This is a genomic window from Xiashengella succiniciproducens (genome assembly GCF_023674465.1).
Lineage (GTDB): Bacteria > Bacteroidota > Bacteroidia > Bacteroidales > Marinilabiliaceae > Geofilum > Geofilum succiniciproducens.
In genome coordinates, this window is record NZ_CP098400.1 from 1,993,078 (window position 1) to 2,018,487 (window position 25,410).

21 protein-coding genes are annotated in these 25,410 nt (G+C 45.2%); 8 read left to right on the forward strand and 13 right to left on the reverse strand.

The genetic code is table 11. The features are described from left to right. The first annotated feature begins 23 nt into the window (after positions 1-23). Positions 24-1,166, forward strand: coding sequence for a carboxynorspermidine decarboxylase (nspC, locus tag M9189_RS08435; RefSeq protein ID WP_250722332.1), 1,143 nt, complete (start codon positions 24-26; stop codon positions 1,164-1,166). On the opposite strand, the gene M9189_RS08440 is transcribed toward nspC, so the two are convergent. From M9189_RS08440 to M9189_RS08485, 10 genes are all read right to left on the reverse strand, one after another. Then, on the reverse strand, positions 1,163-3,082 hold the full coding sequence (locus tag M9189_RS08440) for a RecQ family ATP-dependent DNA helicase (RefSeq protein WP_250722333.1): 1,920 nt from the start codon (positions 3,080-3,082) through the stop codon (positions 1,163-1,165). The genes nspC and M9189_RS08440 overlap by 4 nt on opposite strands. A gap of 56 nt (positions 3,083-3,138) precedes the next feature. Next, positions 3,139-4,467, reverse strand: coding sequence for a flavodoxin domain-containing protein (locus tag M9189_RS08445; RefSeq protein WP_250722334.1), 1,329 nt, complete (start codon positions 4,465-4,467; stop codon positions 3,139-3,141). Between the two features lie 167 nt (positions 4,468-4,634). Beyond that, a complete protein-coding gene (locus M9189_RS08450; protein WP_250722336.1) occupies positions 4,635-5,357 on the reverse strand; it encodes a LytR/AlgR family response regulator transcription factor in 723 nt (240 codons plus the stop codon). Between the two features lie 12 nt (positions 5,358-5,369). Beyond that, entirely contained in the window at positions 5,370-6,413 is a 1,044-nt protein-coding gene (locus M9189_RS08455) for a sensor histidine kinase (RefSeq protein WP_250722337.1), read from the reverse strand. Positions 6,414-6,443: 30 nt separating this feature from the next. Further along, a complete protein-coding gene (locus M9189_RS08460) occupies positions 6,444-7,664 on the reverse strand; it encodes an ABC transporter permease (RefSeq protein WP_250722338.1) in 1,221 nt (406 codons plus the stop codon). Continuing rightward, entirely contained in the window at positions 7,661-8,404 is a 744-nt protein-coding gene (locus M9189_RS08465) for an ABC transporter ATP-binding protein (protein WP_250722340.1), read from the reverse strand. Before M9189_RS08465 ends, M9189_RS08460 begins: the two co-directional genes overlap by 4 nt. 30 nt (positions 8,405-8,434) lie before the next feature. After that, positions 8,435-9,616 carry an efflux RND transporter periplasmic adaptor subunit gene (locus M9189_RS08470; protein ID WP_250722341.1) on the reverse strand — a complete coding sequence of 394 codons (1,182 nt, stop codon included), beginning with the start codon at positions 9,614-9,616 and terminating at the stop codon, positions 8,435-8,437. A gap of 30 nt (positions 9,617-9,646) precedes the next feature. Then, on the reverse strand, positions 9,647-10,990 hold the full coding sequence (locus tag M9189_RS08475) for a TolC family protein (RefSeq protein WP_250722342.1): 1,344 nt from the start codon (positions 10,988-10,990) through the stop codon (positions 9,647-9,649). A gap of 180 nt (positions 10,991-11,170) precedes the next feature. Further along, entirely contained in the window at positions 11,171-12,718 is a 1,548-nt protein-coding gene (locus M9189_RS08480) for an oxaloacetate decarboxylase subunit alpha (protein WP_250722344.1), read from the reverse strand. Positions 12,719-12,730: 12 nt separating this feature from the next. Beyond that, entirely contained in the window at positions 12,731-13,102 is a 372-nt protein-coding gene (locus M9189_RS08485; protein ID WP_250722345.1) for a biotin/lipoyl-containing protein, read from the reverse strand. Positions 13,103-13,635: 533 nt separating this feature from the next. Between M9189_RS08485 and M9189_RS08490 the strand changes: the two genes are divergently transcribed. Both M9189_RS08490 and M9189_RS08495 read left to right on the forward strand, forming a co-directional pair. Further along, positions 13,636-14,664 carry an o-succinylbenzoate synthase gene (locus tag M9189_RS08490; RefSeq protein WP_250722346.1) on the forward strand — a complete coding sequence of 343 codons (1,029 nt, stop codon included), beginning with the start codon at positions 13,636-13,638 and terminating at the stop codon, positions 14,662-14,664. A 9-nt stretch (positions 14,665-14,673) separates the two neighbouring features. After that, positions 14,674-15,750 (forward strand): AMP-binding protein, encoded by a 1,077-nt coding sequence (locus M9189_RS08495; protein WP_250722347.1) that lies wholly within the window; start codon positions 14,674-14,676, stop codon positions 15,748-15,750. Between the two features lie 38 nt (positions 15,751-15,788). On the opposite strand, the gene M9189_RS08500 is transcribed toward M9189_RS08495, so the two are convergent. Genes M9189_RS08500 through M9189_RS08510 form a run of 3 tightly spaced genes read right to left on the reverse strand, consistent with a single transcriptional unit; the run spans position 15,789 to position 18,301 of the window. Further along, positions 15,789-16,544: a LytR/AlgR family response regulator transcription factor gene (locus M9189_RS08500; protein WP_250722348.1), complete on the reverse strand. Its 756-nt coding sequence runs from the start codon at positions 16,542-16,544 to the stop codon at positions 15,789-15,791. Positions 16,545-16,548: 4 nt separating this feature from the next. Further along, the gene (locus tag M9189_RS08505) at positions 16,549-17,595 is read right to left on the reverse strand and encodes a sensor histidine kinase (protein ID WP_250722349.1); all 1,047 of its coding nucleotides are present in this window, start codon (positions 17,593-17,595) and stop codon (positions 16,549-16,551) included. A 4-nt stretch (positions 17,596-17,599) separates the two neighbouring features. Then, a complete protein-coding gene (locus tag M9189_RS08510; protein WP_250722350.1) occupies positions 17,600-18,301 on the reverse strand; it encodes a LiaI-LiaF-like domain-containing protein in 702 nt (233 codons plus the stop codon). A gap of 227 nt (positions 18,302-18,528) precedes the next feature. Here M9189_RS08510 and M9189_RS08515 point away from each other — a divergent pair, with 227 nt between their 5' ends. From M9189_RS08515 to menB, 5 genes are all read left to right on the forward strand, one after another. After that, complete coding sequence (locus M9189_RS08515) at positions 18,529-20,883, forward strand: TonB-dependent receptor (protein WP_250722352.1); 2,355 nt, start codon at positions 18,529-18,531, stop codon at positions 20,881-20,883. Positions 20,884-20,996: 113 nt separating this feature from the next. Then, positions 20,997-21,452, forward strand: coding sequence for a DUF4625 domain-containing protein (locus M9189_RS08520; protein WP_250722354.1), 456 nt, complete (start codon positions 20,997-20,999; stop codon positions 21,450-21,452). Between the two features lie 211 nt (positions 21,453-21,663). Beyond that, positions 21,664-22,767, forward strand: coding sequence for a chorismate-binding protein (locus M9189_RS08525; protein ID WP_250722355.1), 1,104 nt, complete (start codon positions 21,664-21,666; stop codon positions 22,765-22,767). 27 nt (positions 22,768-22,794) lie between these two features. Beyond that, complete coding sequence (gene menD / locus M9189_RS08530) at positions 22,795-24,489, forward strand: 2-succinyl-5-enolpyruvyl-6-hydroxy-3-cyclohexene-1-carboxylic-acid synthase (protein WP_250722357.1); 1,695 nt, start codon at positions 22,795-22,797, stop codon at positions 24,487-24,489. A gap of 39 nt (positions 24,490-24,528) precedes the next feature. Further along, positions 24,529-25,344 carry a 1,4-dihydroxy-2-naphthoyl-CoA synthase gene (menB, locus tag M9189_RS08535; protein ID WP_250722359.1) on the forward strand — a complete coding sequence of 272 codons (816 nt, stop codon included), beginning with the start codon at positions 24,529-24,531 and terminating at the stop codon, positions 25,342-25,344. Positions 25,345-25,410: the final 66 nt, after the last annotated feature.

A 25,410-nucleotide genomic window follows, 5' to 3' on the forward strand; every position in this document is an offset into this window, starting at 1 on the left:
GCGGCTGATTTAAACTGACAATAATGGGGATTGATATCATGCAGGTGCCTTCACCCTGCTATGTACTTGATGAGCATTTATTTCGTAAGAATCTTGAACTGATTAAATCGGTCAAAGAAAGGGCCGGAGTTGATATAATACTGGCATTTAAGGCTTTCAGCCTCTGGCCGGTATTTCCTATTGTTAGGGAGTACATTCCTTACTCAACAGCCAGTAGTATCCACGAGGCCCGTCTGGCCTATGAGGAGATGGGAACCCTGGCACATACCTATTCACCTGCCTATACTGAGCGGGACTTCCCCGGCATTATGCAGTACAGCAGCCACATCACATTCAACTCCTTCAGTCAGTTTGAACGCTTCCTGCCCATGGTAAAAAGCTTTGACAGGAAGATATCACTTGGAGTAAGAATCAACCATGGCTACAGTGAGGTAGCAACCGACCTGTACAACCCATCCTCACCGGGATCAAGAATGGGTGTTGCCCTGGAAAAGATGCCAGAAAGACTCCCTGAAGAAATCGAAGGCATACACTTCCATTCTCTCTGCGAATCAAGCTCCTATAGTCTCGAAAAGACTCTCAGGGCTATTGAGGAGAAGCTTGCTCCCTATCTGCAACAGGCAAAATGGATCAATATGGGTGGAGGTCACCTTATGACTCGTAAGGATTATGACGTAGAACACCTGATAGCCCTTCTCAAGGACTTCAAGCAAAAGTGGAATCTCGATATTATACTCGAACCCGGGAGTGCCTTTGCCTGGGAGACAGGAGTACTTGTCTCCGAAGTAGTCGATATTGTTGAGAATAGCGGTATCAGGACTGCCATACTCAATGTATCCTTTACTGCTCATATGCCCGACTGCCTTGAAATGCCATATAAGCCAAGAATCAGGGGTGCTTATCATGAACCGGTGGAAGGTAAACCAACCTATCGCATGGGAGGAAACAGCTGTCTTGCAGGTGATTTTATTGGTGACTGGTCATTCGACCAGCCTCTCAGGGTTGGCGACAAGATAGTTTTTGAGGATATGATCCACTACACTATCGTTAAGACAACTATGTTTAACGGGGTACCCCACCCTTCTATAGGCTTGTGGAATGACAACAATGGGCTGAAGATCCTGCGCAGCTTTGACTATCACGACTATAAAAGCAGAATGGGCTAAAGAGAGGTACAAAGCCTCAGTACCTCATCATAACGGTAGTTTTCAAGTGCACCAAAACCCGGCACTGAAGACAATCTGAGCTTACCAAACAGAGGTGTGTAGATTCCACAAAGGAAACGTGCAAGACTCTGCGGTGAAAAACCCGCATCACCATGGCTTACAAGCAATTCCTGTAGTTTATCTTTTACAATACCCGGAGTCAGAGGCTCCAGATGAAGGTCATTGACAAGCTTTCTTGATCCGTCAAGGCAAACAGAACAATGGCCGCAGCTTTCCCAATCTGTGGTCTCTCCAAAGTATTCAGAAAGAGCTTTTGACAGACATCTGTCTCCCTCAAAGAATGCAACCATATTCTTTAGCCTTTGCATCTCAACCCCTTCCCTGGCCTCAAAGCGCGAATAAATAAGGGTGGCAAGTGCATCCGGTGCAGCTACTTCACTGTTAACCTCATAAACCTCGATTAGGTCAGAAACTTCCAGTTCGATATAGCCCTGGCTACTCAGGTAGTCCAGGGCAGCAACTACCCTGCTACGATCAGCAGGGTACTGTGCCAATATAGCTTCAAAATCAACAGTAACCCATAGTCTTGCTTTTTTCGACAGATCAAAGACAGCCTTCAGAAACTCACGACGTTCGCCATCAAATTTCTCCAGGATCTGCCCACTGTCAGTCAGGAAACGAAAGCGGTACGAGGCATAATAACTGTATAGTGGCCTCAGGAAGTCCTCCATCTCAAGATAAACAAGAAGAGTCTTTAGAGGAAGCTGACGAATATTAAAGGTATTGGAAAGCTTTAGTATGCTCATCTCCCATCTTTTGCCGGCAGAAGCTATCTCAGCTATGAGCGCCCTTACTGCAGGGCGCTCGGGGGTATCGCCATACACGAAGTTTTCAAGGATATTAACAGCATTTGTATTACCAAGTAATATGCACTGTGAAGGATGTCCGTCACGGCCTGCGCGACCTATTTCCTGACTGTAACTCTCAAGAGATTTGGGCAGGTCGTAATGAATCAGATAACGGATATCAGGTTTATCTATACCCATTCCAAAGGCTATCGTAGCAACAATCACAGGGATCTGGCCAAACATAAAGGCATTCTGAATAAGTTCACGATCTGCCTTGTTCATACCCGCATGATAGGCAGCTGCCGTTATCCCTCTGCTACGCAGGAAGGCTGCAACATCTTCAGCAGTCTTTTGCAGGGTCACATATACTATGGCTGATTCACTACCGGCTTTTTCCAGGATCTCGACCAGCTTCTCGCCCTTGTCTGCCTGGGCAACGGGAGCTACATCCAGATGCAGGTTTGGCCTGTAAAAACCGGTTATTACAACATCTTTCCGGTGTATCTCAAAGCGACCGCACATATCCTCAATAACCTGGGGTGTAGCTGTTGCTGTAAGCAGTAAGACCTGTGGTATTCTGAATTCCTTTCTGTAGTGAGGCAGCTTTAGGTAGTCGGGTCTGAAATTATGCCCCCACTCGGAGATACAGTGGGCTTCGTCCACCACAAGCAGGGAGACGCTGACACCGGACAGAAAATTCCTAAAATTTTCATTCTTAAATCTCTCTACGGAAACCATCAGCACCTTTATCTCACCCTTCACAACCTTCTCACGAATTTTTACAGTTTCCCTGTGATCAAGGGTAGAGTCAATTCTGGCGGCTGGAATGCCATACCGTTCCATTGCTTCCAGCTGGTCACTAATTAGTGCAAGTAGTGGGGATACCACTAGTGTAAGATGTGGAAGATGCAAAGCCGCCAGCTGGTAAATAAGAGATTTTCCGGAACCTGTAGGAAAGATTGCTGCAGCTGATCGGCCTTCAAGCAGGATGTTGACAGCCTGCTCCTGACCTGGTCTGAAAGTATCATACCCAAAATAATCTCTGAGGCTTTGCTGTATTGTGGACATACTGAGGGATTGAATAATCAAATATAAAGAAAATCTACCAGTAGTCAGTTAGGGGACTAGAAGAGCTCCTCAAAGTATGGGATTTCGACATCCAAAGCCTCTTCCTGCCTTAATTCATCGAAGAAGGACCTTACATCAGCACCCATAGAACGGGAACCGCAGACATACACTGAGGCTCCATTTCTGATCCATTCACAAACATCTCTGCGGCATTCATGTAGCACATCCTGAACATAGCGTGGGTTCAAGCTTCTTGAGAAAGCAACATCCATACGTTGTAAAGCACCTCGGTCAAGAAGATCCCTCCACTCATCCTTGTACAGGTAATCTATTTCTGAATCCCGGTCACCATAGAGTAACCATAGCTTTCGCTGGTTATGTAGGGCTGCATTATGGCGAATAAAACTACGGAAAGGAGCAATCCCAACCCCGGCAGCAACAAGTATAACTGACTCACCGCTATTGTCCAGACTGAAGGATCCCGATGAAAGATGTATAAATTCAATCTCATCTCCTACCTGTAGCAGGTGATTGAGCCCGGGTGAGATAATCCCAAGATCATGGGTCCTCACTGTTATATGAAAACCGTTTTTAACCTCCAGCGGTGAAGAAGCAATAGAATAATAACGTGGACGTCGGTCCTTTATCTCGGCATTCTTAAACAGGTCTGCAGGAATAAAGCCAACCGAATCACCGGGTTTATAATCGAACTCTTCACTCTCAAATACAAGATGAAAAACCTCACGTGTAGATAAGTGATCACTTAACCTGTAGTGATTTGTAAGACGCGCCTTATAGCGCCTCTTACTGGCTGCTGAGCCTGCTTCTCCGGTGGCTGAGCTTGTCGAAGCCACCAGTCCCTTGACCTGCCGGAGAGAACCCGCCTTTCCGGTCACTGAGTGTGCCGAAGCTACTACCTCCACAACCTTTTGCATCCACTCACTTGCGGGTTTATCAAACTCGACATCACATTCAGCTCTTGGCACTATTGCTTTAGCTCCAAGTTCGGCAAGTCTGTTGTCAATATATCTTCCTGTAGCACAGTAATCTTCAAAAGAAGTATCACCAAGTGCACAAACAGAATATTCCAGGTGAGAAAGATCCTGAGCATCACCAAGGCTTTTAACAAAGTCCACTGCATTGGCAGGAGCTTCTCCCTCTCCGTAAGTACTGACAACGAACATTACCTTCTTTTGATTTGCAAGATCAGACGCCCTGACCTTGGCAAGGCTCTCAACACTGCAAGGCACTTCTTTTTCTGTAAGTAAACGTGAAAGTTTTTTGGCAAGAAACTGGGAATTACCTGTATGGGTCCCAAAATAAATCACCGTTTCGGCAACCGTCTCCTCCTTTACAATCTCCTTCTTCTTCCTGAAAAACCACATATTTGCCTGTAAATTCTAATGCGCAAAAATAACAGACAAATCAATCCTATACAATCACCACTTATAATGATTTTTGTCATGGTTTCAATCCGGATACACCCTAGACCTGTTGTAAGTTCCATGCCACCCCCCGGTTCCTGGGTCCACTGCAGGAAACATGTCTAGTCCTACATCAAAAACCTGTCGTTAAGCAGTTTGAAGAAATCATCCTTGGCAGAATCAGAGATAGGAATATAGTTTTTGCCAAAGATTATGCGGTTACGCTCAATAGTCTTCACCATATTGACATTTACTATATATGAGCGGTGTACCCTGAAGAAGTCCTCAGCCGGTAGTTTTTCAGCCAGAGCCTTCATCGTCATCTGAGTAATGATAGGTTTATCGTTATCGTTGCAGTACACCTTGACATAGTCCCCCATACTTTCAACATATAGGATGGATTTAAGCTCAACTGCTATAAGCCTTGAATCGGCTTTCAACATTATAGCCTCAGGTGAATTCTTTTCTGCCTGCATTTGTGGTCCCTTAAGCAGGGTAAACCACTCCCTTGCCTTATTGGCAGCAGCAAGGAACTCTGTGTAGTTAAATGGCTTGACAAGATAGTCTATTGCATTGACTTTGAAACCGTCAAGGGCAAACTGACTGTAGGCCGTAGTGAAAATGACCTTTACCTCATTTTGCAGGGAGCGGGAAAACTCCAGTCCCGTTAGTCCGGGCATCTGAATATCAAGAAAGATAAGATCTACCTTGGTCTCCCCCATTACCTTCATTGCCTGAAATGCACTATTACACTTGCCTACAACATTCAGAAAGGGAGTTTTAATTACATAACTCTCTATCAGATCGGCAGCCAATGGTTCATCATCAACGATCAGGCAGTTTATTGTCATCAGAATCTGGTTTTATCCAAGCTTTAACCTAAGCAATACCATGAACTTGTCACCAACACTTTCTGCTCTAAATTCATGAGCATTCGGATAGATCAGCGATAGACGCTTGCGTAGATTCTCCAGTCCTATTCCTGAATGACCAGGTATTGCTTCAGGGTTATCAAATATGGTATTTTGAACTGTCATTACCACTTCGTTTCTCAACTCGCTGATTTCTATCAGGATTTCAGAACTGACGTCATTGCTGATACCAAACTTAAAAGCATTTTCAATCAGCGGAACGAAAAGCAACGGAGCTATACGGGCCTCATTATCCTCGATACTATAATTAAACTTCACATCCAGTAGGGAGGTGGACCTCATCTTCATTAAAGATATGTAATTATCGACAAACTCAATCTCCCCTTTCAGGGATACTTTTTCTGAATTTGTCTCATACAGGTGATATCGCATCAGCCTGGCCAGCCTGTGAACCGCCTCCTGAGCCCTTTCAGGAGCAATCTGTATAAGCGAATAGATATTGTTGAGGGTATTGAAGAAGAAATGCGGGTTAAGCTGCATTTTCAGGTTGTTGAGCTCGGACTTAAGATTTTCGTTTTCAAGCGTCTTCCTCTGGTCATCGAGCTTAATCCACCTAGTGGTGGTTCTGATTGCCACTGCAATACTGATAATAAAAATATAGGAAAAGAATATCCCCATCAACATAAGGAAAATAGGTGGCCTCATGTTCTGGGTAAGATCAGCAGCTCCACCCGGTCTTCCGCCCGGGTGGAAAAATGCCTGCTGAATTAGTTCAAAGCCTGTTACCAAGGTCAACAGTACAACATTCATCAGTACAAAACGTACAACTTTGTGCTGAAACAGAGACCTCTCTATTATCCAAAAGTAGTTGAGATAGAAGAGTCCTATTGTAAAAATGGATCTGAAATAGTAACCAGGATGCTCCGGAAGTCTGAATCCCCTCTCTCCTGAAGAAAACAGGATGGGTGCAATAAACCAGAATATCCAGAAAACCAAGTGTATTGCAACACTTCTTATAATTTGTTGCCTATTCATTGTGCCCATTACATACTCTTCTACTCGTTATTATTCATATCTCAATGCCTCTATAGGATCGAGAGCTGAGGCCTTACGGGCAGGATACCATCCAAAGAAGACACCTATTATCGTACATACTGCAAAAGAAAGTATTATTGATGAATTTGAAACTGAAATAGGCCATGAAGCAAGTTTTCCAATCAAAGAGGAAACACCAACTCCCAGCAATATTCCAATCAATCCACCACCTATACTGACTATCACAGCTTCCATCAGAAACTGGGTCAGAATATTTCTACCCTTACCTCCAACTGCAAGCCTAAGACCGATCTCACGTGTACGTTCGGTTACAGATACAAACATAATATTCATAATACCAATACCTCCAACCAGAAGTGAGATACCTGCAATAGCTGCAAGCAGCATGGTCAGCATCTGACTTGTTGAGCTAAGCATGGTGCTTATCTCCTTTTGTGAGCGGACATCAAACTGGGGCATTCCCTTGGAAACCAGTTTGGGATTCTCACGAAGAATTGACTCTATTTCAGCTACTGCAAGTTCGGTATCTGCCTCACTAACAGCAGAAGCATAGATAGACTGAACATAGTTGATAGCCAATACACGCTTTTGAACAGTGGTATAAGGAGCCAGCATGATATTATCCTGATCCTGACCAAAGGTATTGGTTCCCTTTTCTTCAAGTACCCCAATCACTGTTAAAGGTATCTTGTTGAATCGGATAGTCTTTCCGATTGGATGCGGATCATTGGGAAACAGGTTTGTAACAACTGTTTTACCGATGATACACACTTTGGCGGCAACCTTCACATCATGGTCGCTGAAAACACTACCCTCGGCAAGTTTCAGCTTACGAATTTCAAGGAAATCCTCTCCAACCCCCTGAATAGACGTTGGCCAGTTGTTTGCTCCTGCAACAGCCTGTCCTGATCCACTAACCAGTGGGGAAACCCCAGCTACATACTTTGCTTTTGCTTTTATATTCTCAGCATCCTTCACAGTCAAAAGCTGCATGGATGAAGCATCCATCCTAACTCCCCCCTGCTGTCCACTTGAGGGGAATATATTTATCATATTTGCTCCCATATCAGAGATTTGCCTTTCAATGCTCTCCTTTGATCCCTGGCCTATGGCAAGCATACTGATAACAGAGGCAACACCGATGATTATCCCGAGCATAGTCAGGAAGGTGCGCATCTTGTTACGCGACATAGCCCTTAAGGCTATTACTATCAGGTTGAGTAATTTCATTGTGATTCGCTTTTCTGCATTTCAATCCATTCCCGTGCATCCTTTGGTTCACTAACCGGTGCATCAGAGATCACTAACCCGTCCTTCAAAGTTATTATTCTACCGGTAAACTCAGCAATAGTCGGCTCGTGGGTTACGAAGACTATTGTTTTGCCCTTCCTGTTAAGCTCCTGAAACAGAGCCATAATGTCATAGGATGTCTTTGAGTCAAGGTTACCCGTTGCCTCATCAGCAAGTATCATTACCGGATCGTTAATAAGGGCTCTGGCTATGGCAACCCGTTGTTGCTGACCACCCGACAATTGTGAAGGTGTATGTGACATACGATTTGCCAGACCTACCATCTCAAGTGCATGCACAGCCAGTTCCTTTCTTTGGCGGGCATTAAACTTTGAGTTGTACATAAGCGGAAGTTCGACATTCTCCAGTGCACTGGTACGGGCCAACAGGTTAAAGGACTGAAATACAAATCCTATCTTGGTATTCCTGATGTCTGCCAGCTCATCCTTGCTCATACCTGCTACCGGGATATTATCCAGGTAATACTCGCCCGCCGACGGGCGGTCGAGGCATCCAAGCAGGTTAAGCATGGTGGACTTACCCGAACCGCTGCTACCCATTATTGAGACGAACTCCCCTTCCCTGATCTGAATTGAAACTCCCTTGAGGGCGTGAACTGTCTCACTACCTACTACAAAGTCCCTTTTCAGATCAACTGTTTCTATTGTGATATTCTTCATTATTAGCAATTTAGTTTGCTGTTCGTTGCATTATCTCCTTCTAGGAGGACCAGGCATAAATGGACTACTGAATCCTTCCATTGGCATAGAGTTAGAAGTAGAACCAACGGAAATCACTATTGAGTCAGTCTCAGCTATACCGCCCAATACCTCAACGTTTGCCCTATCAGAAACACCTGTTTCAACAAACTTAGCCTGAAGCTTATTACCTTCCTTAATCCAAACCAGACTTGATCCACGTTTTGGAGGTCCTTGCTGCATTGAAGGAGGTACTATTTCAAAGCCAGGAAGACTTTCAGGCATTATCATTAAGCCAATAGCTGATTGTGGTATTGTCAACACGTCGTGCTTCTCACTTGTAATAATAGTCACGACCGCTGTAAGACCCGGTTTCAGCTTTAATTCAGGATTTGGAGCATCAATAATTACGGTATAGGTAACAACATTATTGTTGGTTACAGGCATAAGACGCACCTGTGTAACAGTACCGGTAAATATTTCTCCGGGATAAGCGTCAACAGAAAACTCTACCCTTTGTCCTTCTGCAACCTGACCGATATCAGCTTCATCTACTGCAGCCTCAACCTGCATTTGTTTAAGGTCTTTGGCAATTGTAAACATGGTTGGGGTGTTAAAACTTGCAGCTACTGTTTGTCCTACCTCTACAACCTTATCAAGTACAACTCCATCGATAGGTGAGTAAATCTCTGCATAGTAGAGGTTTACTTCGGCCTGTTCAACTTCCGATTTGAGCCTGTCAACAGTAGTCTTGGCATTGTTTAGTTTGTACAATGCACTTTCATACTCAGTTTCACTTACCATCTCAGCTTCAGCAAGCTTCTTAGTCCTGTTGAAGTTTTGAGTCTGGTAAGTCAGCTCATTCTCCGCAGCAGCCATACTTGCTTTTGATTGCAGCAATCTTGCCTTAAGGGTACTCTTGTCAATCTCTGCAAGCAGTTGTCCTTTTTTTACTACTGAGTTGTACTCAACATACACCTTGTCAACGATACCTGACACCTGTGTACCTACTTCAACCTGTTCGATTGGTTCTACAGTACCTGTAGCACTAACTGAGTTAAGGATTGTAGCAACAACTGGCGTAGCAGCCTTAACACTTGCAGTTGGTGCCGGTTTCTTCTTAAGAAAGGGTATTAGCAGCAGAACAACAACTACTACTGCTACGGCTAATAATATAATCTTTTTGCGTGACATAATATTCTGATATTAGGATTTCAAATTAGTTTACATAGTCAGGGGAATACCTAGGTAATAGTCAAGTATTTTCCTGTACAGCAATGCATTAAAGCGTGACTGGATAAGCTCACGGTTTGCATTCAGCCACATATTACGTGATTGCTGCAGTTCGATGGAGTTAAGCATTCCTAGTGCATACTGTTCCTGAGCAATGCTAAAGCTTTCTTCAGAAGCATTCTTCTGGGCTATTGCAGCCAGATACCTCTGTTGCCCGGCCTGTGTTTCCTGATAAATTCTTTCTACCTCCTGCAGCAGAGCATTCCTTGTATTGTCCAAAGTCAGACTTGCTGATTCAATGTTGATTTTGCTTCTTGCAACATTGGCCTTGGTGCTGAAACGATTGAAAATCGGAATAGACAGAGTCAGACCAATACGTTCATTCAGGTTGTCAGAAAACTGAGTACCGGCTGATAATGAATAGGGATCCATATAGCTGGTTCCGATGGAAGCCGACGCAGACAGAGTAGGCAGGTATCCTGCCTTAGCTGATTTCAGATCAATCTCTGCCATCTGCTTCTGCAGTTCGCTGTACTTAACATCCGGAACATTACGCAGTGTAGCCTCATAAACATCGTAGATATCAGGCAATGCATCCAGTATTACATTAATCTCCTCCTCAGGGATATAAACATCATACCTTTGTTCGACCGGGATCTGTAACAAAGTTTTCAGATCGGTGATTCTCTGAGTAAGAGTGTTTGTTGCGGTCACAACAGAGTAGTTGTCACTGGCCAACTGTGCTTCCATGTCAGCGATATCGCGACGTGAAACCGAGCCTGCTTCAAGAAGCCTTCTGGAACGCTCTACCTGCTTGGTAGACAGATCAACTACTTCCTTGTAGTACTTCAGGTTCTCATATGCATAGAGCACATTTACATAAGCCTGTACAACTGCAATTGAAATATCCATCTCTGTCTGATCCACGCTAAGCAAAGCAGCCTCTTTGGCCAGTGTACTTCGTTGGATTTCATTGTTAATAGCACCACCGCTGTACAGAGTAACACCTGTATTAAGGGATGCAGATCCATTAACACTAAACTTCCAGTCACCCAGCTCATCAGTCATTGGGTCACGCATTCTGTTGTTAGACCCATTTTCTGAAATGCTTGCGTTCAGGTTTGGTAACCTTTGTCCCTTGGCCTGCATCAGACTAGCCTCTGCAGAAGCATATGACAGCCTGGACTTATTCAGCTGAACATTGTTCTCCAACGCATACTCAAGACAGCGGTTGAGGTCCCATTTGTCGGTCGCAGTATCAGCAGCGGACTGGGCTCCTGCTGAAACCATAATCCACATTAGACTTGCAACTCCAATAGTTCTTAGTTTATTCATAACTACCAATTTTGCAAGCTAAAGTATAGTGTTAATATTGCCATAAAAAATCAAATCGACGGAACAGTGGTAATAACCGTCAGACACCCCCTATCCGCCGACAAAAAAACAGGCATAAAGAGAGGGTGGACACTCGCGTGTCCACCCTCTCAGCACATATATAGATTTAGCATCAATGAGTCATCGGTTAAGCCTTTCGTACAATACCCAGGGACTTACCTGACGGAATCCTGTTATACGATAGTCTGATGGTGCCCCACCTTCTGTTGCAGCTACTGCTGCAGACAGTACTGCCACTAGTTCTTCGTCATCACCTTCTGCAGCAGCTTTTTCAGCCGGAGCAGCTTTAGCCTCAACTACGGGGGCAGCAGGTGCATTCAGTGTACCCTCCTTACGCGCCTTGAAGAATTTCTCAGCTACCTGTGGAAGCAGGGCGTAAGTCAGCACATCCTCATCCTGTTGTATATATTCGGTGATCTTTTCACGAATTGTATGCAGCTCGGGCTCGATCAGGTCGGCCGGACGACATGTGATAGGTTCTTCGTCACCCAGAATCTTCTTGGTTAGTTCGGCTGATATAGCAGCAGGAGTCCTGCCATATTCTCCCTTAACAATACCCTTGGATTCCTTTGGAACCATCTTGTAGCGTTCACCAGTAAGTACGTTGAATACAGCCTGTGTACCAACTATCTGGCTTGAAGGTGTAACCAGTGGTGGGAAACCAAAGTCTTCACGAACGCGGGGAACTTCCTTAAGTACTTCTTCATACTTGTCAAGGGCATTAGCCTGCTTAAGCTGGGATACAAGGTTGGACAACATACCACCGGGAACCTGGTATATCAGGGCATTGGCATCAACACCAAGCATCTTGGTATCGAGCAGACCTTCCTTGATCCATTTTTCTCTGAATGGTGTGAAGTATTCTGCAATCTCACTCAGCTTGACAAGGTCAAGACCTGTGTCATATTCAGTTCCTTCCAAAGAAGCAACAAGCGGTTCTGTCGGAGGCTGAGAAGTACCAAGTGCCATAGGAGATATTGCTGTATCAACAACATCTACTCCGGCTTCGATAGCCTTGATATAGGTCATTGAAGCCACACCACTTGTATAGTGTGTATGTAATTGTACCGGTATCTTAACGGTTTCCTTGATAGCCTTTACAAGGTTGTATGCATCAAAAGGCTTGAGCAGACCAGCCATGTCCTTGATACAGATAGAGTGGGCACCCATATCTTCAAGAATTTTGGCATCCTTGGCAAATTGCTCAAGGCTGTGGAAAGGACTTGTAGTGTAGCAGATAGCGGCCTGTGCATGACCACCTTCCTTGATACATGCCTTGATAGCAGTCTCGATATTTCTTGGGTCATTCAGTGCGTCGAAAATCCTGATAATATCCATACCGTTGGCAATGGCCTTCTGTACGAAGTACTCAACCACGTCATCGGCATAGTGACGATATCCGAGCAGGTTTTGACCACGAAGCAACATTTGCAACGGAGTCTTCTTTGCCTTATCCTTGATCTTACGCAGACGGTCCCATGGATCCTCATTCAGAAATCGAATGCAGGAGTCAAAGGTAGCACCGCCCCAAGCTTCGAGGGAGTGATACCCTATATCATCAAGTTTTTCGATTATCGGCAACATAACCTCGGTGCGCATACGCGTCGCAATCAGAGACTGGTGCGCATCCCGGAGTATGGTTTCGGTAATACCTATTCTTTTTCCCATTGCAAAAAATGCTTATTCAATTACTAGAAGCACATCACCGACAGACATCACAGAACCCTCCTTTACATTCAACGTGACTATTGTTCCGTCGGCAGGAGCAGTCAGGTTGTTTTCCATCTTCATTGCTTCGAAGACCAATACTGGTTGATCCTTTGTTACTTTTTCGCCCTCAGCAACAAGAACCTTCAACACATTACCCGGCATAGGGGCAACAAGAGTCTTTCCTGCGGTTCCGTTCACAGACTTGGATGAACTTGCAGCAGCCGGCCTCTGCGCCTGTGTAGTTCCATTTACCTGTTTACGGGCAGCTGGCGCAGCAGCTCTTACCTCTTCCACCTCAACCTCGTATTGCTTGCTGTTGACTGTGATCACATATTTTTTCATAGACTATATGGGATATTTGTTTGAAATTTCTATTACTGCAAAATTACTTTAATTAGTTCAAACTTCATTGATTTTAATGATAATTAACCGAAATAGCCTTCAAATTATAAGAGCATTTTATATTATTGTTTTTCAACGCATTAAACTGCTTTAAGTTTCATTTTTCGCTTCAAAAAGACTATTATATGTTGTAAAACATAGAAAGTGGAATCAAAAAAATGCTCTGCAGCACATAACAAGAGCTAAAGGTCTGCAATCAAAGAGCTTCATATTGTTTTAGTTTACACAATTTAGAACCATTATAGAATAATTTCCGTATTTAAACTCATTTTGTCAACTCTCTACCGCCCTCATTCCCTGTTATATACACAACTCATCCCACCTGCAAGCTCATTGGATAAAAATTTCATGAAATAAAAGGAACCTATATAAGTGTTTCACTGAACCGACGCAGGGCGTTGATAGTTATCCGGGAAATTATTCGGATTTTCTATCCCGGGGTTGTAATTTAGCACCACTCAACATAGAATATAATGTATAAGGCATCGTTCCAGCTTCACAAACTATACTTCAAAGAACCCGGAGGAACATCGCGTGGTGTTCTCACCAGCAAGTTGAGCTATTATCTCAGTGTGTGGAATGAAGATGAACCCGGGATAGTGGGAACCGGTGAATGCTCAATACTTCCCCGTCTCAGTATTGACGACAGACCCGACCTTGAAAACAAGCTTAGCGAGGTTTGTGGCAATATAAATGATTATACCGTAGATCTGCACCATTCCCTTATGGACTGGCCTGCAGTAAGGTTCGCACTTGAAACTGCACTTATAGACCTACATAAAGGTGGCAGAAATATACTTTTCCCTTCGTCTTTTACAGATGGCCTTACATCAATTCCCATCAACGGTCTGATATGGATGGGAAATCTCGATGAGATGAGCCGCAGGATTGAGGCCAAACTCCAGGATGGCTTTTCCTGCCTGAAACTCAAAATTGGGGCACTTGATACTGATAGTGAACTGTCACTGCTGCGCTCACTGCGCAAGCGCTTTAGTCCTGAAACCATAGAGTTGCGTGTTGATGCAAATGGTGCATTCACTCCTACTCAAGCTAAAAGAATTCTGGAAGAATTGGCAAAGCTTAAGATACATAGCATCGAGCAACCTATCAGGGCCGGCCACGAAAAAGAGATGGCTACACTCTGCGCCAATACCCCTGTTCCTATTGCCCTGGATGAAGAGTTGATTGGAGTAAACAGACCTGAAGAAAAAAGGTACTTGCTCGAACTTATAAAACCTCAGTATATAATACTTAAACCAAGTTTGCTCGGAGGCTTCAAGGCCTCCGAAGAATGGATAAAGCATGCAAAATCTCTGGGCACCGGCTGGTGGGTTACCTCAGCTCTTGAAGCTAATACCGGATTGAATGCCATTGCCCAGTGGACAGCAACACTTGGCAATCCCATGCCTCAGGGACTGGGTACCGGACAAGTCTTCAGCAACAATACCGGGAGCTTTCTTGTTGTTGAGAACGGGCACCTTCATTACAGACAGCCAGTATAACTATTTGAGATGGAGCACCTTCAATACAACACTATAAAAATCAATGGATTCAACTACAGTCTTAGCACTCTTGACAGGCTCAAGGAGAGGGAGGGTGAGGATGTGCTTGGCTTTCTGAAGGCATGGGCAAATGAAGATGCCCTACTGACAATGTACACCTCAGGATCCACAGGAACTCCAAAAGAGATTAGGGTAAGCAAGGCTGCAATGATCAACTCAGCCTTAAAGACCCTTAAGTTCTTTAATCTCAAACCCGGTATGAGTGCCTTGCTCTGCTTGCCGGCAAACTACGTCGCCGGCAGGATGATGCTTGTAAGGGCCCTGGTCGGTAACCTTGACCTCATAGCAGTTAAACCATCCTCCCACCCTTTGGCAGATATTGACCGTGTGGTTGACTTTGCGGCCTTCACTCCAATGCAGATGCTAAACGAGCTGAAGTTGGGCAGTCCCGCACTTCTACATCTCAGAGATGTAATTATAGGTGGGGCTAAGGTGGATAGCGAACTCGACAGGCTATTGCAGAAGGTGGAATTCAAGGCATATGAAACCTACGGAATGACCGAAACACTTTCACATATTGCCTTGCGCAGAATTAATGGCAAGGAAAGAACCGATGGCTTTGTTCCCCTGCCAGATGTAAGGCTTTCATTGGATGATAGATCCTGCCTTTGCATAGATGCCAAGGGTATATGTGATCAGCTTTTGGTAACCAACGACATCGCCGAGATCAGGGAAGACGGAAGTTTTCTGATTACAGGAAGGGCTGATAATATTATTAATAGCGGTGGAATCAAGCACTCACCAGAAGCTATTGAAAACAAGATAGTCCACCTCGTGGATGTACCCTTTGCAATTTCTCATATACCCCACAGCACGCTGGATCGACAGATAGTGCTGGTTTGTCAGGGCAAACCGTCCGACATGGCTACCCTACCTGAAAGAATTAAAAAGTTAGTAAAGCGCTACGAGATGCCGGCAGCAATCTACATCGTTGATAGCTTCCCCCTGACTGAGTCGGGCAAGATAAAGCGTACTCAACTGGCCAGTCTCATTGAAGGCCTGAAACCCAAAGTTACAATCAAGTAGCCCCTACCTTTACGGCTTCAAAGCAATCCGAATATCACTTAGAACCCCAGTTTCTCTCTAAGTTTCCTATAACCGGTACGACTAATCCTCAGCCTGTGGTCGGGCGGCATCACAGCTATATAGCTATCCTTGTCGTAAGGCTCCAATTTGCTGATCTTGGTGATATTTGCGATATACGAGCGGTGAATCCTTACAAACTCATTCTCGGGCAGGTGACTTTCATAATAATGCATAGTCTGATGCTTCATAAAGCGACCCTGGCCTGAGTATATCATCACATATTCCTCCTGTGCCTCAAGAAACAAGATATCACTTACCGGTATAACAGAAATGCTACTACCCTTCTTTACCACTATACGATTTAGTTTCTCGGGATTCTCATTCCTGATCTCCTCAACCGGAGGACGCTGAGCAGGTAGTCCTCCTGCAAGTCTTTCAAGGGCCTTGTTCAGAGCCGCATCAAACCTCTCAAGTGAGAATGGCTTAAGCAGATAATCCACTGCATTCAGCTCGAAAGCCTTCAAAGCATATTCATCATAGGCCGTAGTAAAAATCACCTGAGGCGCATCTTCCAGCACTTCAAGAAGCTCCAGGCCGCTCACCTTGGGCATCTGGATATCAAGAAACATAAGATTAGGATTCAGGTCCCTTACCATTTTGATTGCATCAAAACCGTTGGCACATTCACCAATGACCTCAACATTGGCATGACGTCCAAGATAATGCCTGATGATGGAGCGCGCAGGCGCTTCATCATCCACTATTATAGCTGTGTAGACAGGGTTATTGTCCATGCTTTTAACTTTGAGGAATACATATACGAACTGTATAAATCCCGTCCGAGGCTCCTGCCACCAGCAGTCCATCTCTTCCAAAGAGGTTGCGTAGTATATTGGCAGTATGTTTCAGTCCCAGACCGGTTCCTACCGGAGATGATACACTTGCATCAAAATTGTTGCTTACCACAACAAACAAGTTGTTGCCCTTCCTGAAACATTTAGTCCTGACAGTTACGGGATCAAGGCTCTCATATAAACCGTGCTTGATAGCATTTTCATATAGGGGCAACAGAATAAGCGCAGGAACTATGCTCTTTTCACAATCTGCAGCTATCTCCTCCTCATAGTTGAGCAGTTCTCCAAATCTCACCCTCTCAATTTCCATATAGCGGCGAATATTCTCCATCTCCTTGCTAAGGGAAATCATCGCCATTTGATTACTGCTAAGCGAATAACGCAGCAGTTCGGACAACTGTGCCAGCATATGCCGTGCATCTTCGGGTGCAGTGAGCGTCAGAGCGCTCACCGAGTTGAGGCTGTTGAACAGAAAATGCGGATTCAACTGGGCCTTTAGGGTTTTTAGTTCCGACTCCTTCACCTGCTTTTTGAGCACCTCCTCCTGCAATCGCTTTTCTTCCAGATCTGTGTAGAATATAAAGAAATGGCTGGCAATAATAAACATAACAAACTCGTTAATCCCCCACAGAATCCTGAAGGGGAGCACCGTACTGGCCACTTCAATATAGTGTTGATTGGTTCCAAGCAATATTCTGCACAAAAATGATGACACCAATATCCAGATTACTGCTGCAACAACACATATCAGTGAGTTATGAAGCAGCTTCCTGGTTATCGGAATCTCCTGCGTACGGAATGACACCGGGTACCACAACGACAGTCCCACAATCACCAGACCGAAACTGTACACTCCCCCGTCAACAAGGGCATAGGTCCACTCAAGGTCAGCGTAGTAATGCAGGAGAGCAGCCGGCAATACTGCATGAAAGGCCCAGAAAAGGATCAGTCCAGGGTATACATACTTGTGGGTTAATACCGGATGCAGCATTCCGTTACATACTTAGCAATTCCACACCACCAAATACATTCACTCCTTCTATCTTAAGGGTTCTGGTCATATCTATATTCTCACCTACCCCGACACGCTTATCAACATATCCACCAAGCACATTTGAGGACTCAACCTTTACATGCCAGTTGCGCGGCACATATAATTTGGTTCCCCCAAAGACAGTAACTATATCAAGAGTTCCCCCTTCAGGTGACAGCATAGCATCAGTTAGGTATATCTCACAACCACCAAAGACAGCAACAATCTCACCCCCTCGAAAATTGTCGGACCTGATTCTGTTTGTGCTACTACCGAATACTGCCACTACATCAAGATAGTCGGTACTATTAGTGCCTGCATCTTTGATCCTATGGCAACCCGAAGACTTTCGTCCCTTCAATATCCCAAAACCGGCTATTATCAATAAAACAGGCCAGAACCGCCATAAGCTATGGTAGGAAAAATGTTCAGACAGAGTAGGCAACAGAAAGAATGCGCCTATCAGGAATAGTATCAATGCTGAGGTCCATTCACGATTTATCACGTTAATCAGACCAATCAGAACAAAAATCATCGGCCATCTGAATATAACATCTCTTACCTCGTATGGTATCACTCCGAAATTATCCAGAAGTAACACAATACCTACCAGTAGCACCACTAAGCCGAAACCGTATCTTTTAGTGTAGTTAGCTTTGTTCATTTCAAGAAGTTTTAGGTTATCCGGCTTTTGCAGCCGTTACAGGGTCAAAGATAACTCACCTGTAATTTAATAAAATATCGATTCCTTTGAATAGCAGATTTAATTACACGAATAACGAATAAAAGCCTCCGGACTATACCCTGTTTTATTAAAAAAGATTAAAGTGCCTGAACCATCAGGGGTCTTTAGTACTTTTACAAGCTTTGAAAAGACTATTAGGACCATAAATGTTAAGGCTATTATTATGTATGCTTGTGTTGCTGCCACTCGGGGTGGCAGCCCAGAGTAACTTTCATGTGGCAGGTCTTGTGACCGGGACAGATATGGAACCTCTACCTGGAGCTCATATTGCATGGAACAATGGCTTTGCGGTAAGTGATGTAAATGGGCGTTTTGTACTACCCAACGATGACCAGGACAGCATCCATATCAGCATTTCATTTATCGGTTGTGAGACTTCAGATACCATCCTGACCGGAGGTCGCAATCATCATATACATGTGGTACTCCAACCAACGAGCCTAAGCCTGGGAGAGATACTTGTCAAAAGCCGATCCGCCAGGAATGGCGGTAACAGCGAACTCATTGGTGGCAGTGAGTTAAGCAGGCTGGTCAGCGGAACTCTTGTCGGGGCACTTGAACATTTACCCGGATTCAATGCAATGAATATCGGGGCTTCTGCTGCAAAGCCCGTAATCAGGGGTATGAGCTTCAACCGTGTTGTAGTAGTAAACAATGGTATCAAACAAGAAGGGCAGCAATGGGGTGCAGATCACGGTCTTGAGGTCGACCCCTTCCTTACAGAGGAGGTGGAACTTGTAAGAGGTGCAGCCGCTATCGAACATGGGAGTGATGCAATGGGAGGAATACTACAACTGAGCAGTAATACTGTCCCTGCTCAAGGTCTTGGTGGTAAGGTGCAAATGCTTGGCAAGTCTGTCAACCAAACTGCAGCAGGCTCCCTCCTGCTGCAGGGAGCCGGTCAGAGACTATTCTTTAAGTCCCGCATCAGCATCCTTGATTACGGAGACTACCGTATTCCCATCGATACAGTAGTCTACAATAACCGTAGTATCCCAATTTACGGTGGCAAACTCAAAAATAGTGCAGGCAAGGAACAGGACTTATTCCTCCAGGTAGGGTACAGGGGCAATCACTGGAGAACATCATTGTCAGCAGCCAGGGTGTGGCAGAAGTCGGGCTTCTTCCCAGGAGCCCATGGTGAACCGGATATAAGCAGGGTGCAGGATGACGGTGACGACAGAAATATTGAGTATCCCTACCAGCAGATAGAACATCGTTCACTTACATCAAGCACAATCATACAGACTCCTCACTCGGCATTCAACATAGATATGGGGTTTCAGCAAAACCACAGACAGGAGTATGCTGCCTTTCACACCCATTTCGCCAATCAGGTGGCTCCTGAAAAAGATCCGGATCTGGAACTCGACTTTATGCTACGCACCTGGTCAGGCAATATCAAGTGGAACTACAGGGTAAACAACAACCAGGATTTCACGGCAGGAATCCAGTTGCAGCAACAGAATAACAGTGTGGCAGGCTACAGTTTCCTGATGCCGCAATTTGAAAAGGGTTCGGCCGGACTTTTCCTTAGGTATGCGTATAAGCTATCGTCTCGTCTGAATCTCAATGCTGGCGTGAGATATGATCATAACCAACTTGATGTAAGTGCATATTTCGATCCCTTGCTCTATAAATACCTGGCAGGAAAAGGACACAGTGATGAAGCTTCCAGAGCCCATGCCCAAAGGGCAAGCGCAGTCAACAGAACCTTTAGTGATTTTAGCTGGTCGGCTGGCCTGCAATTCAAAGTCTCAGATCCCTTGAACATCAGCCTTAACCTGGGTAGGAGCTTCAGAGCCCCTACAGCCAACGAACTGGCTGCCAATGGTGTACACCACAGCTCCTTCAGACATGAGGCTGGAAGCAGTGACCTGGATTCCGAGATTGCTTATTATGCCGACCTTGTGGCAGAGTACAGCAAGGGCAGGCGAAAAGTTGTCTTTTCGCCCTATATATATAGGTTTTCCAACTATATCTTCCTGAAACCTTCAGGACGCTGGAGTCTGCTTCCCCATGCGGGACAAGTCTATGTGTACACTGAATCGGAAGCCGAGATGATGGGTATCGAACTCGAATACAGAGATGTCATTGGTCACAGATGGGAATATATTATTAATGGAGAATGGATAAGTAACAGTCAGACCGACGGTGCCGACTATCCCCTGCCACTTTCTCCTCCACCCAGTGTGTTTGGACAACTCACTTATCTGCTTCCCATCGCAATAAATAACAGTGAATGGCGTTTTTCAGTTAATGCCAGGCTGGTCGCAAGGCAGGATCATGTGGCTCGCAATGAAGATGAGACACCCGGATATAAAGTATTTGGGGCTTCAATTCTGATTCCTGTCAACGTGGCAGGGAATAGTGCAGAGATCAGCCTTAAAGCCGACAATCTGCTGAATGCTAAACATTTCAATCACCTTAGCTACTATCGGAAAGTTGGGATACCCGAACCCGGAAGAAATATTCAAGTACTGATAAACATCCCATTTTAGTGTGTTAGTTGACAAAAAATGCTATTTTCAACAATATATTGCAACAAAACAGAATCCTAAACAACTAATGCTCCGTATAAGGCAGCATGAATCAACCTCAAAAACACATCATTATGAATTTCAAGACATTAGGTCTATTATCAATTGCAGCCATGACTCTTTGGGCTTGTAAGGATAAAAACAAGAAAGATGAGCCCAAGACTGATCAACAAAAGCCTACAATAGAGATTTCAGACCCTGCAGCAAATGCAGAAATACTGCAAAATGCCCAATTGAATATCAGTGCTGAATTGACAGATAATGTTGAACTCGGATCTTACAAGGTGGATATTCACTACGTTAGAACTGGTGATACTCACAAGGGTACAGGCGATCAGGAGATAGAGTGGGAATATGAAAATGAAGCTCAAATCAACGCAGGGCTAAAAACATACGATCTCAACCTCTCCACAACAGTTCCTTCTAATGCCAAACCCGGAAATTATCACCTCCTTATCAGGGCGGTGGATGCAGCCGGTAATGAAAATGAAGCATACATTGAATTCAAGGTTGTTCTTGACACTATATAATTCGGAATAAACCGATGTTAATGATATTAAATTCAAAGGGCCTTGCGGCCCTTTGTTGTTTATTGAAAGTCACCATTCTAAATCCCTGAATCGTCACTACATCATTAAAACAACGGACATCAGCCGTCGGAAATTTGCTATATTTGCAACTTAGTAAAGGGCAAGGATATATCCCGTCCACAGCGGGACAGATGACAATCAGAGCTTTAATATGCAAGAGATAGAATATTCAATTCAGAATCTTCTGGAAAGTGGGAAGTCCTTCTATGCCTTTCACCTTCCCCAGAATGATTTTATTACTATTGCAGAAGCTGCTCAGGTCAAACCATTCAACTTCTCAGCCCTAAATAACAGGCACCTTGAGGAATCCTTTGTTTGCTACCCCTTCGATGACAGAGAGACAAGTGGTCAGCACTTTATCCCGGCTGAAATAAAGCATTTCAGATATGTGCCAGCAGCCGACATAAACGATATAGCCTCTCTTTCGGGTAACGATAGAGATGGTCAATTAACCAATATCGGTATCCCAGACCCATCGGATCCGGACTTTATGGAATACACGGCCAAGTTTACCAGCATGCTGGAAGCCCTCGAGCATGGTGAAGTTAAAAAGGTCATCCTTTCACGCTCGATACGTATCGAGCAACACCTAATCCCTGCAGCCGCTGAAATCTTTATTCAGCTAACCAGGAAGTACCCCGATGCCTTTGTTTATCTAATCTCCTCACCCACCACGGGCATTTGGATTGGAGCGTCACCCGAACTGCTACTCAAGCGACAAGTTGACCTGTTTTCAACAGTCTCTCTGGCAGGTACAAGGTTCCCGACGCGCTCAATGTCAGAGTGGACAACAAAGGAAACAGAAGAGCAGGCTCTGGTAAGCAACTACATAGACAATATCCTATACAGCTTCAATATCAACGACTTCGACAAGGCCGGCCCCGAGGTTATCCGGGCGGGCAATGTGGTACATCTCAAGACTACTTACAAATTCAGGTGGAGCGAGGACCCCGACGTGGCACAGTTTATGGAAGCTCTTCATCCGACACCTGCCCTGTGTGGTGAACCCAAGCAGGCTGCCCTTGACCTGATCAGGAATGTAGAAAACCATTCAAGGCAGTTCTATGGTGGCTTTCTGGGACCTGTATCTGCAGGCCGGCTTGATTTGTACGTCAACATACGCTGCATGAGCCTATACCCAGGGTATTGCACCCTTTTTGCAGGCGGAGGACTGACCCGTCTGTCGGAGCTGAACAGTGAATGGAGGGAAACTGTAGCCAAGAGCAGGACTCTCCTATCTGTCATCTCTCGCTAATTTTCAGGAATAAACCTTTAATACATAATGAGTAAACCTGTTTCAGACAAACCTATTGTAAAAGCTTTAGTTGACCTATGCCATCTGCATGGCGTTGAACAAGTGGTTATCTCCCCCGGATCGCGCAATGCACCATTGATTATCTCCTTTGCGGGCTCGGAAAAATTCGAATGCCTGAGTATTGTCGATGAACGTAGTGCGGCCTATTTCGCTTTGGGTCTTGCCAGAGAAAAAAATAAGCCCGTCGCCATCGTCTGCACAAGCGGAACGGCAGCCCTCAACTATGCCCCGGCAGTAGCCGAGGCATACTATCAGAAGGTGCCACTAGTTGTCATAACTGCCGACAGACCTAAGGAGTGGATTGACCAGGCTGATGGTCAGGCCATTGTACAGCCTGGCATTTTCGGTAATTTCGTACGCTTTCAATGTACTCTCCCACTTTCGGGCGGTCATTCTGACGATGAATGGTATGTCAACCGTATCCTGAATGAAGGCTTTACAAAGTGTACCGGAGTAACACCAGGTCCCATCCATATCAACGTACCCTTGCGTGAGCCCCTCTACGGTAAGACTGTTTACAACGACAAACAAGCACGCAGGATAGAGGTTGTGACCGGTAATAGCCGATTGTCTGACGAGCAGGTAGAGCTCCTCACCCAGGAGATTAGCCGCTACGAGCGCATCCTTCTTCTGGTAGGCGCACAACATCATGACCCGCAGCTGAAGACAGCTCTTGATAAACTGGCTGCCAAGGGAGTCGTGATTTTGACAGAGACTTTATCCAACCTCGATGGAGAGCATTTCATTAAGAATGTTGACAGGGTAGTATCTACTATCGAGGAGGACGAACAACTGTTCTTCACCCCCGACATCCTGATAACCCTCGACATCCCGGTGCTTTCCAAGATGGTCAAAGCCATGATACGCAAGCGCAAGCCGCATATCCACTGGCATTTCAGCAATGAAAGCCATTTCACCGATACCTATCAGTCACTTACAAGGGTTATCAACGGTAATCCGGCCTGCATCCTCAACAGCGTGGCTGAACATATGCCTCAACGTGACAAGAGATTCAGCGACACATGGCATAAGCGCTCTGAGCAGTCAACAATACGCCATCAACAGTATTTTGAAAAACTGGACTGGTGTGACCTTAAACTGTACCACCTGCTAAGCAAGCAGGGCCTCCCCTCGCTTCAGTTGCATATTGGCAATAGTACCCCGGTAAGATATGCCCAACTCTTTGAATGGTCGGATGGTCTGCGTTGGTACGCAAATAGGGGCACTAGTGGTATCGACGGCTGCGTCAGTACCGCAGCCGGAGCAGCCTATGCCTCCGAAGTGCCTGTTATGCTGATAGTGGGCGACCTGAGCCTTTTTTATGACTCAAACGGACTGTGGCATAAGTACCTCCCGGCGACATTCCGAATACTGGTAGTAAACAACGGAGGTGGAGGTATCTTCCGCTTTATCCCAGGACCTGCTGAGACTGATGAACTCGAGGATTTCTTTGAAACCAGACAAGGACTGAGCTGCAGGGGAATTGCAGATACCTTCGGACTGCAGTACCTTTCGGCAGCTAATGAGGATGAATTCACGCAGAACCTGAATACTTTCTTTGCGCCATCCGACAAACCTGTGATGATGGAAGTCTTCACACCAAATGTGGAAAGCGGAAAACTGCTCAGAAAGTACTTTAAGTTTTTGAAAAATGAACTATAAGTACGATTTTTAGGTTTTATGGAACCAAAATCAAATAACATGTACAACTGGATAACAGAGAAAGAGTATAGCGACATAAAATTCGAGAGCCTTGACGGCATTGCCAAGATTACAATCAACCGTCCCAAGGTTTACAATGCTTTCAGACCTGAGACGGTCCTTGAGATGATCGAGGCCTTCGATATCTGCCGTGAAAGGCAGGATATCGGCGTGGTAATCCTTACCGGTGAAGGCGATAAGGCATTTTGCTCAGGAGGTGACCAAAATGTAAAAGGGCACGGAGGTTACATCGACGAACAGGGTGTTCCAAGGCTCAACGTACTTGACCTTCACAAGCGTATCCGTAGTCTGCCAAAACCAGTTATTGCCATGGTAAACGGTTATGCTATAGGTGGGGGGCACGTGCTTCACGTTGTTTGCGACCTTACAATTGCCAGCGAGAATGCAATCTTTGGTCAGGCAGGCCCTAAGGTAGGTAGCTTTGATGGAGGCTTTGGTTCATCATATCTTGCACGACACGTAGGTCAGAAGAAAGCCCGCGAGATATGGTTCCTTTGCAGACAGTACTCTGCCAAAGAAGCCGAAGATATGGGACTGGTCAACAAGGTAGTACCTCTTGATAAGCTGGAGGACGAAACCATTGACTGGTGCAGGACTATACTGAAACGTAGTCCTATGGCCATCAGAATGATCAAGCGTGCGATGAATGCCGAACTGGATGGACAGACCGGGATAATGGAACTTGCAGGGGATGCCACACTGATGTTTTACCTGATGGAAGAAGCTCAGGAAGGACGTAAAGCCTTCCTCGAAAAGAGGGATCCTGACTTCAAGCAATTCCCGAAGTTCCCATAGGAACCGCAATAAACCCTATTGTTTGCCCGAAACTACCGGAGTCCACTAACATGTAGGCGACTCCTG

What these genes read in the sequence shown, in the direction of transcription:
- nspC (WP_250722332.1), top strand. Translation starts at nt 24, where the DNA reads ATGGGGATTGATATCATGCAGGTGCCTTCACCCTGCTATGTACTTGAT.
- M9189_RS08440 (WP_250722333.1), bottom strand. Translation starts at nt 3,082, where the DNA reads ATGTCCACAATACAGCAAAGCCTCAGAGATTATTTTGGGTATGATACT.
- M9189_RS08445 (WP_250722334.1), bottom strand. Translation starts at nt 4,467, where the DNA reads ATGTGGTTTTTCAGGAAGAAGAAGGAGATTGTAAAGGAGGAGACGGTT.
- M9189_RS08450 (WP_250722336.1), bottom strand. Translation starts at nt 5,357, where the DNA reads ATGACAATAAACTGCCTGATCGTTGATGATGAACCATTGGCTGCCGAT.
- M9189_RS08455 (WP_250722337.1), bottom strand. Translation starts at nt 6,413, where the DNA reads ATGAATAGGCAACAAATTATAAGAAGTGTTGCAATACACTTGGTTTTC.
- M9189_RS08460 (WP_250722338.1), bottom strand. Translation starts at nt 7,664, where the DNA reads ATGAAATTACTCAACCTGATAGTAATAGCCTTAAGGGCTATGTCGCGT.
- M9189_RS08465 (WP_250722340.1), bottom strand. Translation starts at nt 8,404, where the DNA reads ATGAAGAATATCACAATAGAAACAGTTGATCTGAAAAGGGACTTTGTA.
- M9189_RS08470 (WP_250722341.1), bottom strand. Translation starts at nt 9,616, where the DNA reads ATGTCACGCAAAAAGATTATATTATTAGCCGTAGCAGTAGTAGTTGTT.
- M9189_RS08475 (WP_250722342.1), bottom strand. Translation starts at nt 10,990, where the DNA reads ATGAATAAACTAAGAACTATTGGAGTTGCAAGTCTAATGTGGATTATG.
- M9189_RS08480 (WP_250722344.1), bottom strand. Translation starts at nt 12,718, where the DNA reads ATGGGAAAAAGAATAGGTATTACCGAAACCATACTCCGGGATGCGCAC.
- M9189_RS08485 (WP_250722345.1), bottom strand. Translation starts at nt 13,102, where the DNA reads ATGAAAAAATATGTGATCACAGTCAACAGCAAGCAATACGAGGTTGAG.
- M9189_RS08490 (WP_250722346.1), top strand. Translation starts at nt 13,636, where the DNA reads ATGTATAAGGCATCGTTCCAGCTTCACAAACTATACTTCAAAGAACCC.
- M9189_RS08495 (WP_250722347.1), top strand. Translation starts at nt 14,674, where the DNA reads ATGGAGCACCTTCAATACAACACTATAAAAATCAATGGATTCAACTAC.
- M9189_RS08500 (WP_250722348.1), bottom strand. Translation starts at nt 16,544, where the DNA reads ATGGACAATAACCCTGTCTACACAGCTATAATAGTGGATGATGAAGCG.
- M9189_RS08505 (WP_250722349.1), bottom strand. Translation starts at nt 17,595, where the DNA reads ATGCTGCATCCGGTATTAACCCACAAGTATGTATACCCTGGACTGATC.
- M9189_RS08510 (WP_250722350.1), bottom strand. Translation starts at nt 18,301, where the DNA reads ATGAACAAAGCTAACTACACTAAAAGATACGGTTTCGGCTTAGTGGTG.
- M9189_RS08515 (WP_250722352.1), top strand. Translation starts at nt 18,529, where the DNA reads ATGTTAAGGCTATTATTATGTATGCTTGTGTTGCTGCCACTCGGGGTG.
- M9189_RS08520 (WP_250722354.1), top strand. Translation starts at nt 20,997, where the DNA reads ATGAATTTCAAGACATTAGGTCTATTATCAATTGCAGCCATGACTCTT.
- M9189_RS08525 (WP_250722355.1), top strand. Translation starts at nt 21,664, where the DNA reads ATGCAAGAGATAGAATATTCAATTCAGAATCTTCTGGAAAGTGGGAAG.
- menD (WP_250722357.1), top strand. Translation starts at nt 22,795, where the DNA reads ATGAGTAAACCTGTTTCAGACAAACCTATTGTAAAAGCTTTAGTTGAC.
- menB (WP_250722359.1), top strand. Translation starts at nt 24,529, where the DNA reads ATGTACAACTGGATAACAGAGAAAGAGTATAGCGACATAAAATTCGAG.